General features: G+C 73.0%; 11 protein-coding genes and 1 pseudogene. 9 read left to right on the forward strand and 3 right to left on the reverse strand.

Going from position 1 to position 14,176, the window contains the following annotated elements:
* The first annotated feature begins 2 nt into the window (after nt 1–2).
* The 4 genes from ACQEV2_RS37125 to ACQEV2_RS37140 all read left to right on the forward strand — a co-directional run bounded on the left by ACQEV2_RS37125 (nt 3) and on the right by ACQEV2_RS37140 (nt 4,125).
* On the forward strand, nt 3–1,376 hold the full coding sequence (locus ACQEV2_RS37125; RefSeq protein WP_433051908.1) for an NtaA/DmoA family FMN-dependent monooxygenase: 1,374 nt from the start codon (nt 3–5) through the stop codon (nt 1,374–1,376).
* A complete protein-coding gene (locus ACQEV2_RS37130; RefSeq protein ID WP_433051911.1) occupies nt 1,373–2,464 on the forward strand; it encodes an LLM class flavin-dependent oxidoreductase in 1,092 nt (363 codons plus the stop codon). The genes ACQEV2_RS37125 and ACQEV2_RS37130 overlap by 4 nt, the downstream gene beginning before the upstream one ends.
* Entirely contained in the window at nt 2,457–3,581 is a 1,125-nt protein-coding gene (locus ACQEV2_RS37135; protein ID WP_433051914.1) for an LLM class flavin-dependent oxidoreductase, read from the forward strand. Before ACQEV2_RS37130 ends, ACQEV2_RS37135 begins: the two co-directional genes overlap by 8 nt.
* 91 nt (nt 3,582–3,672) lie before the next feature.
* Nucleotides 3,673–4,125, forward strand: a complete 453-nt coding sequence (locus ACQEV2_RS37140) for an N-acetyltransferase family protein (protein ID WP_433051917.1) — start codon at nt 3,673–3,675, stop codon at nt 4,123–4,125.
* Nucleotides 4,126–4,266: 141 nt separating this feature from the next.
* Here ACQEV2_RS37140 and absR1 read toward each other — a convergent pair whose 3' ends face one another.
* Nucleotides 4,267–5,352, reverse strand: a complete 1,086-nt coding sequence (gene absR1 / locus ACQEV2_RS37145; RefSeq protein WP_433051920.1) for a beta-glucuronidase AbsR1 — start codon at nt 5,350–5,352, stop codon at nt 4,267–4,269.
* Between the two features lie 94 nt (nt 5,353–5,446).
* Here absR1 and ACQEV2_RS37150 point away from each other — a divergent pair, with 94 nt between their 5' ends.
* Nucleotides 5,447–7,354 (forward strand): LuxR family transcriptional regulator AbsR2, encoded by a 1,908-nt coding sequence (locus ACQEV2_RS37150; protein WP_433051923.1) that lies wholly within the window; start codon nt 5,447–5,449, stop codon nt 7,352–7,354.
* Between the two features lie 81 nt (nt 7,355–7,435).
* Here the strand turns inward: ACQEV2_RS37150 and ACQEV2_RS37155 are convergent, their stop codons facing one another.
* Nucleotides 7,436–10,003, reverse strand: a complete 2,568-nt coding sequence (locus tag ACQEV2_RS37155; RefSeq protein WP_433055076.1) for a CHAT domain-containing protein — start codon at nt 10,001–10,003, stop codon at nt 7,436–7,438.
* Between the two features lie 148 nt (nt 10,004–10,151).
* On the opposite strand from ACQEV2_RS37155, the gene ACQEV2_RS37160 reads away from it, so the two are divergent.
* From ACQEV2_RS37160 to ACQEV2_RS37170, 3 genes are read left to right on the forward strand one after another with little or no spacing between them, the layout of a single operon-like run.
* Nucleotides 10,152–11,582, forward strand: a complete 1,431-nt coding sequence (locus ACQEV2_RS37160) for a S8/S53 family peptidase (protein WP_433051926.1) — start codon at nt 10,152–10,154, stop codon at nt 11,580–11,582.
* 59 nt (nt 11,583–11,641) lie between these two features.
* A complete protein-coding gene (locus ACQEV2_RS37165; RefSeq protein ID WP_433051929.1) occupies nt 11,642–12,217 on the forward strand; it encodes an RNA polymerase sigma factor in 576 nt (191 codons plus the stop codon).
* An 8-nt stretch (nt 12,218–12,225) separates the two neighbouring features.
* Nucleotides 12,226–12,738 (forward strand): hypothetical protein, encoded by a 513-nt coding sequence (locus tag ACQEV2_RS37170; RefSeq protein ID WP_433055079.1) that lies wholly within the window; start codon nt 12,226–12,228, stop codon nt 12,736–12,738.
* A gap of 9 nt (nt 12,739–12,747) precedes the next feature.
* On the opposite strand, the gene ACQEV2_RS37175 is transcribed toward ACQEV2_RS37170, so the two are convergent.
* Nucleotides 12,748–13,545 carry an N-formylglutamate amidohydrolase gene (locus ACQEV2_RS37175; protein WP_433051931.1) on the reverse strand — a complete coding sequence of 266 codons (798 nt, stop codon included), beginning with the start codon at nt 13,543–13,545 and terminating at the stop codon, nt 12,748–12,750.
* 190 nt (nt 13,546–13,735) lie between these two features.
* On the opposite strand from ACQEV2_RS37175, the pseudogene ACQEV2_RS37180 reads away from it, so the two are divergent.
* Nucleotides 13,736–14,104 (forward strand): annotated as a pseudogene (locus ACQEV2_RS37180) (DNA glycosylase AlkZ-like family protein); the annotation flags it as partial.
* Nucleotides 14,105–14,176: the final 72 nt, after the last annotated feature.

The following is a 14,176-nucleotide window of genomic DNA, read 5'->3' on the forward strand; positions in this document are numbered from 1 at the left end:
CCATGACCAAGCCGCTCAAGCAGATCCACCTGGCCGCCCACTTCCCCGGCGTCAACAACACCACCGTGTGGAGCGACCCGCGGGCGGGCAGCCACATCGAGTTCAGCTCCTTCGCGCACTTCGCGCGGACCGCCGAACGCGCCAAGTTCGACTTCCTGTTCCTCGCCGAGGGACTCAGGCTCCGGGAACAGGGCGGGAAGATCTACGACCTGGACGTCGTCGGCCGCCCCGACACCTTCACCGTCCTCGCCGCTCTCGCCGCGGTCACCGAGCACCTGGGCCTGACCGGCACCATCAACTCCACCTTCAACGAGCCCTACGAGGTCGCCCGCCAGTTCGCGAGCCTCGACCATCTCTCCGGCGGCCGCTCCGCCTGGAACGTCGTCACCTCCTGGGACGCCTTCACCGGCGAGAACTTCCGCCGCGGCGGCTTCCTGCCCCAGGAGGAGCGCTACTCCCGCGCCAAGGAGTTCCTGGCCACGGCGAACGAACTCTTCGACTCCTGGCACGGCGACGAGATCCTCGCCGACCAGGAGACCGGCACCTTCCTGCGGGACGCCAAGGCCGGTGCCTTCGTCCACACCGGACAGCACTTCGACATCCACGGACAGTTCAACGTCCCACGCTCACCGCAGGGCCGCCCCGTCGTCTTCCAGGCCGGCGACTCAGAGGAGGGCCGCGAGTTCGCCGCCGCGGAAGCGGACGCCATCTTCAGCCGGTACGGCACGCTCGAGGCGGGCCAGGCCTTCTACACCGACGTGAAGTCCCGCCTGGCCAAGTACGGCCGCCGCCCCGACCAGCTGCTCGTCCTGCCCGCCGCGACCTTCGCCCTCGCCGACACCGACACCGAGGCCGAGGAACTGGCCCGCGAGGTACGCCGCCGGCAGGTCAGCGGGGCCACCGCCCTCAAGCACCTGGAGTTCGTCTGGAACCAGGACCTGTCGGCGTACGACCCGGAAGGGCCCCTCCCCGACATCGACCCGGACGTCGGCGACGACCACATCTCCCAGGGCCGCGCCCAGGTCCGCATGTACCGGGATCCGCTGGCCACCGCCCGCGAGTGGCGCGAACTGGCCGCGGCCAACAACTGGTCCATCCGCGACCTGGTCATCAACACCGGCAACCGGCAGAACTTCGTCGGTTCCCCGGCCACCATCGCCCGGACCATCAACGACTTCGTCCAGGCCGACGCCAGTGACGGCTTCATCCTCGTCCCGCACATCACCCCGACCGGCCTCGACGAGTTCGCCGACAAGGTGGTCCCGCTGCTCCAGGAACGGGGCGTGTTCCGCACCGAGTACGAGGGCACGACCCTGCGCGATCATCTCGGGCTCGCCCACCCGGACGGTGCCCGCGACGAGCGGGTCGCGTCGTGAAGTTCATCGCCATCACCCTGATCGTGCACCGGCCCGACCCGGTCACCGGCGTGCAGAAGACGACCCACGACCGCTTCCGCGACGTCCTCGGCAACGCCCTGCTGGCCGAGGAGCTGGGCTTCGACGGCTTCGGCGTGGGGGAGCGGCACGAGCGGCCGTTCATCTCCTCGTCCCCGACCGTCGTCCTCAGCCACGTGGCCGCGCTGACCAAGCGCATCCGGCTCTTCACCGCCGTGACGACCCTCAGCCTGCTCGACCCGGTGCGCGCCTACGAGGACTACGCCACCCTCGACCACCTCTCCGAGGGTCGGCTGGACCTGATCATCGGCAAGGGCAACGGCGCCGCCCAGCGCGAGCTGTTCCACGTCACGCCCGAGGACCAGTGGGACCGCAACGCCGAGAGCTACGAGGTCTTCCGGCGGATCTGGCGCCAGGACAAGGTGACCGCGGCGACCCGCTTCCGCCCGCCGCTGACGGACGCCGAGGTGTGGCCGCGACCGTACCAGCGGCCCATCCGGGTCTGGCACGGCAGCGCCACCAGCAAGGAGTCGGTGGACCTCGCCGCCCGCTACGGCGACCCGCTGTTCTCCGCGAACGTCACCCACCCCATGGAGCCGTACGCCGAGTTGATCCGCCACTACCGCGAGCGCTGGGAACACTACGGCCACGACCCCGCCGACATCGCGATCGGCGCCGGCACGGCAGGCATTCACGTGGCGCCGACCTCCCAGGAGGCCCTGGCCGCGTACCGGCCGGTCTTCGAGGCCAACCTCGCCTTCTACCGGCAGACGGGACTCCCCGTCGTGTTCGAGACCCTGGAGGACTTCGTCGAGCGCAGCTCCGCCCTGATCGGCAGTCCGCAGCAGGTCATCGACAAGGTGCACCGCTACCACGAGCAGTTCGGCCACACGGCGGTCCACGTCCACGCCGACGCGAGCGGCCTCACCGACACCCAGCACCGCGACTCGCTGGAACTGTTCCAGTCGGCGGTGGCGCCGGTGCTGCGCAAGGACATCCCGGATCCGCCGTTCGCATGGGGCCCGGTGCTTCCGGCATCACCGACCGATGAGGAGCCGGTCCATGTCTGACATCCCCCTCGGCGTGCTCGACCTGGTCCCGATCTCCTCCGGATCGACGGCCGCCGACGCCCTGCGCAACTCCATCGACCTCGCCCAGCAGGCGGAGCGACTCGGTTACGCCCGCTACTGGTTCGCCGAGCACCACCTCAACCCCGGTGTCGCGGGGACGTCCCCGGCGATCGTCCTCGCGCTGACCGCCGCGGCGACCTCCACGATCCGGCTCGGTTCCGGGGCCGTGCAGCTCGGTCACCGCACCGCGCTGTCCGCGGTCGAGGAGTTCGGCCTGATCGACGCCCTGCACCCCGGCCGGCTCGACCTGGGCCTGGGCCGCTCGGGCGGCCGCCCGCCGGGGCAGAAGGCGACCGTCGCGACCGCCACCCCGGTCATCGACGGCCGCGCCCCGAACGGCCTGCTCATCCCGCCCCGCTTCTCCTTCGAGCACCTGCTCGGCTCACCCCGCATCGCGCTGCAGCGCAGGCTGCTCCTCCCCCCCGGTGCCGAGTCGCAGGGCTACGCCGAGCAGATCGACGACATCCTCGCCCTGCTGGCCGGCACCTATCGCTCCCCGGAGGGCGTCGAGGCACACGTCGTGCCGGGCGAGGGCGCCGACGTGGAGGTGTGGATCCTCGGCAGCAGCGGCGGCGAGAGCGCCGAGACCGCGGGCGCCAGGGGCCTGCGCTTCGCCGCGAACTACCACGTCAGCCCTGCCACGGTCCTGGAAGCGGTGGAGGGCTACCGCTCCTTCTTCCAGCCCTCCGAGTTCCTGGACAAGCCGTACGTCAGTGTCTCCGCCGACGTCGTCGTCGCCGAGGACGACGCGACCGCCCGGGAACTGGCCACCGGCTACGGCCTGTGGGTCCGCAGCATCCGCACCGCCGAGGGCGCCATCGAGTTCCCGACCCCCGACGAGGCCCGCGCCCACGCGTGGAGCGACGAGGAACGAGTGCTGGTGCAGGACCGCGTCGACACACAGTTCGTGGGATCGCCGGGCCGAGTCGCCGACCAGCTGGAACAGCTCCAGGAGGCCACCGGCGCCGACGAGTTGCTGATCACCACCATCACCCACGACCACGCGGACCGGGTGCGGTCGTACGAGCTCCTGGCGCAGGAGTGGCGACGCAGGTGAACGGACCGGCCCGGCTTCTCGAACCGCCCGGCGTGCGCGAGGCCTTGGCCGAAACGGTCCGCCGCACGGCGACCCGCGATCGGCCCGTGTCATGATCGGGTTCATGCCGATCGAGATCGTCCCCGCCGACGTCACGGTCCTCCGCCAGGTGGTGGAGGACCACGCGCGCTACTGGGGCGAGCGCGACCTGCGCGCGCTCCATCAGCCGGTGCTGGTGCAGGAGTTCGGTGCCACGTGTCTCGTCGCCCGTGCCGAGGACGGCATCCGCGGATACGTCATCGGCTTCGTCACCCCGGACCGCACCGGATACGTCCACCTCATCGCCACCCGCGACGACACCCGCGGCAGCGGTCTGGGGCGCCGGCTCTACACGGAGTTCACCGAGGCGGCCCGAGGCCAGGGAGCGGTCCGCCTCAAGGCGATCACCTCGGTCGGCAACAAGGGCTCCATCGCTTTCCACCGTGCCCTCGGCTTCGACGCGCGCGTCGAGGAGGACTACGACGGCCCCGGCCGGCCGATGGTGGTCTTCAACCGGGAGCTGTAGCCGGCGCGACCGCCGGTCGCCGGCGTCGGCGCGGCCGGGCCGCACGTCGCCCTCCCCCGAAGGCGGCCTACGGCCCGGCCGCTTCCCCCGGCGCCGGACTGTGGACTTGTCGCGTCCGCGCGTGGCAGCGGATCCGTGCCGTCACCAGCACATGACCGCTGTCTCCCCCGACCCCCAGCTGGAGTACAGACGCACCCGGACGACATAGTGGCGGCCCTTGACGAGGCGGGCCTTGACGGTGGCGTTGTGCGGGGTGCCGCCGTCGTCCTGGGCGGTGAGGTAGCGGGGCTCGCCGTCCCGCTCCTCGAAGACCACGACGACCGCGTCACCGTCCCCGAACGTGCCCACCGTGTACTCGCGGGTCTCCGGCGGCTCGACGACGAAGTCGGCCTGCTCGGCCGGCCCCAGCCGCAGCGGCGCCGAACGGAACGGCACCAGCTCCCGCGGCCCCGGCGTCTCGGCCGGCGGGTACCAGCGGCGGACGAACTCCTTGTCGGCCCTGGACAGGAGGCCCGGCGGGTTCAGGCCTGCCCGGAACTGCTCCGGCTCCAGGATCATCCCGGCCGCGAACGGGTACTCCATGATCGAGTGCGGGTCCCAGACCGAGCCGTTGACCTCGTCCGGATCGAGCTTGCGCAGGATGTTGAAGAACGTCTTGTCCCGGCTCCAGAAGTTCGGCGGGCCCGCCAGATCGGCGTACACGGCCTCGTCGTCCCAGTGGATGCCGGCGAACGGGCTCTGGTGCTCGTGCAGCATGCCGAGCGCGTGCCCGATCTCGTGCAGGGCCGTTCCGCGCTCCCCGGGCGCGGTCAGATCCCAGCCGAAGTTCATCGTGCGGTCGTTCAGGCCGACCTGGAGCGCGTCCTTGCCGACGGTCGACCAGGAGCCGTCGCCGCGCTGGAACCCGATGCGCAGCTCGGCCTCCGACCGGTCGCGCACCTCCACGAACGACAGCCCGACGCCGAGGCCGTGCCACTCCTGGAAGCACTCGCGCACGAGGTCCTGCTGTTCCTTGCTGCCGACCCACGACACCTGCCGGACGTGCCCGGTCTCCGGGTCCGGGGTCGCGGAGCCGTCGGAGTCCCGGTCGAAGAAGTAGTAGTGCAGCACGGTGCCGTTGACCCACATCCGGCGACCGCTGATGAGCGCACTGAGCCGCTCGGCGCCCAGCCCCGGTGCGAAGACGGGGGCCGACGCCTGCGCGAGGGAGCAGTAGCGTGCGGTCATGCGAACAGAGTGCCGTCGGCCCGTCGCGGGCGCCTGAGTCGGGGGCTACTCAAGTACCTGTGTATCAGGGGTGAGTCACCGCGCTCTTATTGCCGTGACGACCTTCGAACGGGACGCGAAGACACGGGAACTGCCCTGGCCGTTCACCGGACGGGAGAACGAACTCGACCTGGCCCGCGGCTCCTTGACCGCCGGCCGGCACGGCATCGTGATCACGGGACCGGCGGGCTACGGCAAGACCCGCCTCGTCACCGAGGCCGTCCGCGGCACCGACTGCGCCAGGGTGACCGGCACCCCCGAGACCCGTGGGATCCGCTTCGCAGCGTTCGCACACCATGTCCCCGAGACCGCCTCCCTGCACGCCGCGCTCCAGCACCTGTCCGGCGTACGGCTGTTGCTGGTGGACGACGCGCACCTGCTCGACGACGCCTCCGCCGCCCTGGTCCATCAACTGGCCGTGCACGGACGCACCCGTCTCCTGGTCGTCACCACCGACGGCGCCCCCGTCCCGGGCGCGATCTCCCGCCTGTGGACCGGCGAACTCCTGCCCCGCCTCGCCCTGGAGCCGCTGCACCGCGAGGAGACCGGCCGGCTCCTGGCGGGTGCAGCCGCAGGCGAGGCCCTTGAGCCGCTCACCGTGAACCGGCTGCACCGACTGTGCCAGGGAGACCTGCGGCTGCTGCGCGACCTGGTGGACGCGGTGCGCGAGCGTGGGCTGCTCACCCGCGTCCCGGACTCGGACGAGTGGGCGTGGCGCGGCCCCGTGCCGGTCACGCCGGCCCTGCGGGAGCGCACCGCGCAGGTCCTCGACCGCACCGGCCCCGAAGAGCGCGAGACCCTCGACCGGCTCGCCTTCGCCGAGCCGTTGCCGCTGGACCCTGAGCTGGACCGACTCGACCTGCGCGCCCTCGAACAACTGGAGGCCGACGCCCTGGTCCGCATCGACGACCGGGGCGCCGTCCGCCTCGCCCACCCCCTGCACGGCCCGGTGCTGCGGGCCGCAGCCGGCAGGCTGCGGGCGAGGCGGCTGTCCCTCCGTCGGTCTTCGGCCGGCGGGACCTCCATCTCGCTTCGCTCGCCGGACCGGTGGGGGCCCGCCCTCGACGCCGAGCGCGCCGACCTGAGCCGCCGCATCGAGCGGGCGGACGTACGCGCCACGCCGACGCCCGTGGGGGAGTGGCTGGTCGCGGAGGGCGTACCGGTGCCGGCCGGATACGCGGCCGTACGCGCACGGTTCGCACGGCTGCGCGGAGAGCTGCGCGAGGCCGCGGCGTGGGCGCGGGAGGGGCTGCGGGACGGCACCGAGGACCACTCCTGCCGCCTCGAACTCGCCCTCGCCGCAGTGCAGTCGGGCGATACGACGGCTGCGCACAAGATCCTGGGTGGCCGCCCCCACGGGGGTGGGGCGGTCACCCGGCCGGCAACGGTACGCGACGCCGCCGACGGGGCTGTCGAGGCGCTCACCGGCGATCCGTACGACCCATACGACCCGTACGACCCGTACGACCCGTACGACCCGTACGACGCCGTCCGCCGTGGCACGCCCGAGCTGGCCGCGGGTCGGCTCACGGGCGTCTTCGCCGCGCACGCCGACGCGCTCGCCCAGGGCGACGGTCCCGCGCTCGACCGGGCGGCCGAAGAGCTTCAGGAGCGCGGCTTCCTGCTCTTCGCCGCCGAGGCGCACGCCCAGGCCGTACGGGCCCACCGCGACCCGCGCGCCGCCCGCACCGCACGCACGCGTGCCGTCGCCCTGGCCCGCCGCTGCCAGGGCGCCCGCACCCCGGCGCTGTCCGGGCTCGTCCTGGGCGAACTGACCGCCCGGCAACGGCAGATCGTCACGCTGGCGGCCGCGGGACTGAGCAACCGGCAGATCGCCGAGAAGCTCACCCTGTCCGTCCGCACGGTCGGCAACCACCTGTACAGCGCCTACACCCGCCTCGGCGCCGGCGACCGCAGGGCCCTGCCGTGGCTGGTGGAACTGCCGGACGCGCAGCCGGCGTGAGGGAGGCGATCAGACCGCACCCAACAGACCCGTCCAGCAGGCCTCCCCCATCCAGCAGGCCGCACAGAACAAGCCGATTGCTCAGGCCGCCCCGAACGCCGAGAACGCCCACCCCGTCGCCTGATGCAGCGCGTCGCCCGGCAGCGCCGCCCGCGCGTCGCGCAGCGCCTCCGCCAGGGAGAGCCCCTCACTCAGGCCCTTGTGCAGCGCAAGCATCAGTGGCACCACCGCGGCGTCGTTGACGGGTGCCGTGCAGGCCACCACGCCCGCCGTACCGAGGGGCAGCAGCGCGGTGACCAGGCCGAGCAGCTCGTCGGCGCCGACGGAGGCGAAGCGGGCGGTGTCGCAGCAGGAGAGGATGATTCGGTACGGGCTGCGGTCCAGGCGTTCGAAGTCGTGCACGACGATCGGCCCGTCCGCCATCCGCAGTGACGAGAACAGGGGGCTGTCCGTGCGGAACGTGCCGTGGGCGGCGATATGGGCCAGCGCGGCGCCGTCGAGCTCCTCCAGTACGCGCGGCACGCGCGCGTCGGCGTGCTCCAGGACGACCGCACCGCCGTACCGGCAGGCCAGATGGGGCACCTCCGCGCCGCCCGTCGCCAATCCCGGCCCGCGCACCAGCACGTGGCGGCCACCAGGCGGCGGCTCGGTCTCCCGGGCGCGCAGCCAGCCGCTCGCCGACGGTGACACGCTGAGCACCCGCTCCCGCAGCGACGGCAGCAGCGCCCACGGCACCCGGTGCAGCCGGGCCGGCGGTACGACCACCACGGGGCCGTCGCCCAGATGCGCCGCGGCCGGACCGAGCAGCAGCTCCTCCAGGCGCCGCCCCGCGGCCTCCACCACCGGCAGCCGCCCCTCCGCGCCCGGATGCGCCAGCCGCCGCAGCCCCGCCTGGACGTGCTCGGCCTCGGTCTCCGCCTCCGCCAGCAGCCCGGCCTCGAACCGGCGCACCCGGCCCTGCCCGCACAGCAGCACCTGCACCCGCCCGTCCAGCACGGCGAGTTCGGCCAGCCGTACGTCGTCGCCCAGCCGCTGGAGCAGCCGGCCCGGGTCGAAGCGATAGCCGTCGCCGGGCGTCTCGCCGCGCAGGTGCAGCGTCCGGGACCGTATCTCCCGTTCCAGGCGCCGCTGTTCGCGCTCCAGCGCCGGAACGGGCCGGGCCTCCATACGGGCGGCCTCCGCGCGGGCCGCGATCTCCCGGAACGCGGTCAGGTCGCTCTGCAGCTCCGGGTCGGCCGGCGGCCGGGTCGGCGGCGTCGACAGCGCGGTGGCCCGCCAGCGCTCGCTCCACACCAGCAGCCGCCGGGGGCTGCCGGAGTCGAGGCTGGCCTGCTGGGCCAGCGCCGCGAGCTCCGCGCCCTGCGCGGTGGCACGGGCCCTGAGCTCCGAGGCGCCCAGCGTCATCCGGTGGTCGTCGAGCACGTCCAGGCCGCGCCGGCAGGCCTCCAGCACGCCCCGCCCCGACCCCGCCGCCCGGGCCCGCAGCGCCTGCGCCGCCCAGCCCGTCATCCGCGCCAGCGGCGGCCCGCTGCGCCGGCTGCGGGCGGCGACCGCCAGATGCCGCTCGGCATCGGCCCGCCAGCCCAGGCCGAGCGCGATCCGGCCCGCCAGCAGCGAGGCCTCCGGCGCGGCCGGCGCGCCGAAGAAGGCCAGCCGCTCCGCGACCGCGGCCGCGTCGGCCACCAGCCGCCCCGAACTGCGCCCGGCGGCGACCCGCGCCTCGATCAGCACCAGCCGGGCATGCGTCTCCCACCAGCTGCGCCGCTGCCCCGCGAACAGCCGTACGGCCATGTCCGCGCGCGCGATCGCGGTGTGCGCGTCGCCCGCCGACAACGCGGCACGCGCGGCGGCCAGCAGCAGTTCGGCCTTGCGGGTGGACTGGCCGCCGATGCCGTCGAGCACGGCGATCGCCGCGTCGGCCTCGGCCAGCGCCTCCGGGGCCAGGCCGGCGGCCATCAGCACCTCGCAGCGGCGGATGTTGAGCATGAAGGTGGGTGTGCCGAGCTTGGCGTACCGCTCCTCCGCCTCGTCGAGCAGCCGCAGCGCCGCCGGTATGTCGCCCGACCGGAACGCCGCGAGCCCCCGGCTCTCCACCGCGTCGGCCTTGTCGTGCTCCTGGCCCGTGGTGTCCCACAGCGCCTCGGCCGCCGTGAAGTCGGCATCGGCCCGCTCCACGGCGCCGAGCGCCAGATGCACGGTGGCCCGCAGGGTCAGCGCCCGCGCCGTCCAGATGACGTCGTCCATCTGCCGCAGCACGGGTATCGCCCGGCGTACGTCCTCCAGCGCCTCCCGGTGATGGCCCAGGACCCAGCGCGCGTAGGCGCGGCGGAACAGCACCCGGGCGCGCGTGTGTCCGCTGCCGCGCTCGACCCCGCGCTCCAGCGCGGCCAGCCCCTGCTGAGTGCGCCCCGCGTGCACCAACGCGACCCCGAGCGCCGCCAGCACGTCGGCTTCCCGGTCGGCCGACTCCGCGCGCGCCGCCAGATCCCGGGCACGGCGCAGGTGGTACAGGGCGATGCGCATGTCGCCCCAGTCCCGCTGCCAGATGCCGATCACCTGGTGGGCGACGGAGGCGTGCAACGGCGACGGATCGGCGTCGAGCACCCCTTCCGCCCTCGCCAGCGCGTCGTTCGGGGCGGCGAACACCATCGGCAGCAGTTCGAGAACCGAGTCGCTTCCCGCTGTCACTCCACGGATGGTAGTTGCCGCGGAACCGTGCCACACCGGTTTGTCGCTGTATCAATGAGCGACCGCACGGCTCTGACTGGAGACCGTCGTCTCAGGGGGAGGACACGCCATGGCACCACAGCGATTCCACGAGCAGTTCGAGCAGATCCAGCGTTCCATGCCCGACGTACCGCTCGCGATGGGACCGGACGACTCCGCGGAGTTCATCTACGAGAAGGGCTACGTACTCGTCCGCGACGGTGAGGACGCCCGCCTCGTCGAGGACACCGTACGGGCCCACTTCACCGCCGAACCGGACCTGGTGCAGGACCACGTGCGCCGCGCGAGCCCGCAGACCAACCGCTCGGGCATCACCCGCATCCAGGTCGGCGACCCCGGCGAGGGCGACCGGGGCGGCGACCGTCCTGTCGCGCACGCCCTGCGCGCCCTGCGGGAGACGGAGGGCCGGGCCCGGCGCCGGCTGGTCAGCCGCAACCACCTCGTCACGATCGCGGTCAACTCCTGCCCCGGCGACGAGCCCGTTCCCGTCCCGGCCACCGAGGAGCTCAACCCCGCGGCGGCCGAGGGCACCTACGACCCGGACACCGCCGTCGGCGTCCTCGTCGTCGACACCGGGCTCATGCACGACTACCGGTCCCACCCGCTGCTGGCCCACACCGACGGCGACGCGCAGATCAAGGAGTGCGACGACGACGGCGTCCTCCAGCAGTACGTCGGCCACGGCACGTTCATCGCCGGGCTCGTCGCCGCCGTCGCACCCAACACGAACGTCACGGTCCGCAACTCCCTCAACGACGCGGGCGCCATCCTGGAGTCCGAGTTCGGCGAGAAGCTCTTCGAGGCCGTCGACGCGGGCGGCTGGCCCGACATCCTCAGCCTCTCCGCCGGCACCTCCAACGGCCGCACCGACGGCCTGCTCGGCGTGGAGGCCTTCATGCGGGAGCTGCGCGAACAGCGCACCCTGCTCGTCGCGGCGGCCGGCAACAACGGCAGCGCCACGCCGTTCTGGCCCGCCGCCTACGCCGACCTGCCCGACTACCAGGACGTCGTGCTGTCGGTCGGCGCGCTGCGCAGCGACGGTGAGTTCGGCGCCTGCTTCAGCAACCACGGCGCCTGGGTGAAGGCGTACGCGCCCGGCGAGCGGCTCACCAGCGTCCTCACCGGCTTCGACGCGCCCGTGCCGTACATCTACCAGCACTCCACCTACGACGCCTGCCGGTACGGCTTCGGCTACTCCTGCAGCTGCCAGTCCCCGCGCCACACCGGCGTGTTGAGCGAGGAGGGCCGCACCACCAAGCCGGACCAGGTGATGTTCGAGGGGTTCGCGCACTGGAGCGGCACCTCGTTCGCCACGCCCGTCGTCGCCGGGATGATCGCCGCGCACATGACCGCGCAGCAGGAGTCCGATCCGCGTGTCGCCCGGTACAAGATGCTTGCGGCGAACTCCGGGTTCGCGGAGGTGCGCGGGGCGCACGTGCCGGCACTTCGCCCCCCGACCTGGCGCCCTGTCCCCGTCATGCAGCCGGCTCCTCGGTCATGAGGGTCGGAACCGTCCCCTCCGCGGCGTACGATGACTTGCCGTACACGAGGGGTGGGGCTGTGGACCGAGCAGATGTCGGCGCGCTGGTCCAGTCCGCCGTCGACGGCGACGCGGCGGCCTGGAAGGCGCTCGTGGAAGGGCTGAGCCCACTGGTGTGGTCCGTCGTGCGCGCGCACCGGCTGGGCGACGCCGACGCCCACGAGGTGTACCAGACCGTCTGGTTCCGCTTCGCCCAGCACCTCGGGCGCATCCGTGAACCCGAGAAGGCCGGGTCATGGCTCGCGAGCACCGCACGGCACGAGTGTCTGAAGGTGCTCAAGAGCTCAAGGCGACTGACCGTGACGAGCGATCCGCAGCTGCTCGACCGGGTCAGCGAGGACCGTACGCCCGAACAGTCGGTCCTGGACTCGGAGGAGGCGGCCGCCGAGTCCGAACGCATCCGCTGGATGTGGCAGGAGTTCGAGGAACTCGGCGAGCGCTGCCGCCAGTTGCTGCGCGTCCTGATGGCCTCGCCGCCGCCCAGCTACCAGGAGGTGTCCGCCGCACTGGGCATCGCCGTGGGCAGCATCGGACCGCTGCGCCAGCGCTGTCTGCGCCGCCTTCGGGCCCGACTCGACGCACGGGGGGCGCTGTGAACGACGACATGCACGACGAAGTGACGGGCGGGCAGCCCCTCGGTGACGACGGGTCCCTCGGTGAGGACGGGCGCCCCGGGGACGACGGGTTCGACGTCGAGCTGCTGGAGGAGGAACTCCGGCAGGCCGCCGCGATCCTGGACCCCGTGCCGGCCCAGCTGCGGCAGATCGCCGTCGAGGCGTTCGCACTGCACGACCTCGACGCCCGTATCGCGGAGTTGACGTTCGACTCGGTCGTGGACGCCATTCCGGTCAGGGGAGCGACGGACGTACCGCGGATGCTGACCTTCCGCGCCGGCGAGGTGACCGTCGACGTGGAGGTGACCGCACAGGGGCTGATGGGGCAGGTGCTGCCCCCGCAGCAGGCGCGGATCGAGGTGCTGGGCGGCCCGCAGACGGCGACCCCGGTCGTGGCCGACGACATGGGCCGCTTCACCAGCGACGCACCGCCCAGCGGCCCCTTCGCCCTGCGGCTGCGGACCGGCGGGGAAGTCGTGGTGACGGAGTGGCTGCGGGCCTGAGCCATCGGGTCAGCGTGAGGCGGCGTCCACCAGCGCCGCCAACGCCCGCGCGAGCCGGGTGAGTCCGGGACCGGCCGGACCGCCCGGCTCCGTCATGTACGTGTCCCTGCGGATCTCGATCATCAGGGCGGCGACGCGGGGCTCGGTGCCGTAGAACTCCAGCGGCACGTACGTACCGCTGAACGGACTGTCGAGCCCCGTCTCCCCGCACGCGGCGAACGCCTCCCGGGCCGCGGCGAGCAGCTCGGGCGGCGTGTGGAAGGGGTCGGTGCCCAGGCAGATCGGCGGCCGCGGGCCCTCGCCGTGCAGCTCGTAGGGGAGCGGGGCGGTCGGATAGGAGTGGACGTCGATGATCACGGCGCGCCCCGCGACGGCGAGCCGATCGGCCACGGCGTCCGTCATGGCCTGCGCGTACGGCCGGAAGTACCGCTCGATGAGGGGTTCCGGGTCGGTGTCCGCGGGCCGCAGATCCGCGAGATGCGTGGTCCGCGTGTAGACGGCGCCCATGCCGACGGCGAGCATCTCCTCCCGCTCGTCCGGGAACCGCTCCGGGTCGACGACCAGCCGGGAGAGACGGTTGACGAAGCGCCAGGGCGTCAGTGACGCCCGTTCGGCCGCGGCTGCGGCGAGCTCCGCCGTGTGCGCGTCCGTGATGAGGTCGAGCTCGCGCGCCAGCGCCGCGTCGTCCAGCAGAAGGCCCTCGCGGACCGCCGGCGGTATCTCCCGTGCGGAGTGCGGCACATGGAGGATCACGGGGGAGTCGTCGGCGCCGGGGAGCACCTCGAAGGAGTGCGGGGCGTCGGTCATGAGGCTGCTCCACAGGGGGCGTTGTCAGTGGCGTGCGGCAGGATCAAGGTGCCATATCGAAGGACGACGAGAGCGAGGGGGCAGGGGAGCAGCATGCCGATCAGCCACCAACACGGCACCGCGCGTTCATTCCCGAGGAAGCCGGCGTACGACCGGCCCGCCGACCTGACCGCGTCCCGCACCCTCACTCATGCCGCCGCTGACGGCTTCGACGCCCTCGAGGCCGGGTTCATGGCCCACGTGCAGTATAGCCGTCCGCGCCCAACTGCTGGACAGAGCACGGCTGGACGGGCTGCTGGACGTCGTACGGCGGCTCACCCTGCTGCAGATCGACCCGACCTCCGCCATCGCGCCCAACGCCGACCTCGTGGCGTGGAGCCGGCTCGGGTCCTCGGTGTACTCACCGGCCGACCTGACCGCCGCGCTGGCCGACCGGACGCTGCTGGAGCTGCAGGCGATGGTCCGGCCCGGTGAGGATCTCGCGCTGTACCGTGCCGAGATGGCCGAGTGGCCGGAGCGGGGGACGCCGTCCTCCTGGCGCGAGTATCACCGCAAGTGGGTCGGCGCGAACGATGCCTGCCGCCGGGACATCCTCGACCGGCTCGGCGCCGCGGGGCCGTTGTCCTCCCGC

This window comes from Streptomyces sp. CA-251387 (assembly GCF_050936625.1).
Lineage (GTDB): Bacteria > Actinomycetota > Actinomycetes > Streptomycetales > Streptomycetaceae > Streptomyces.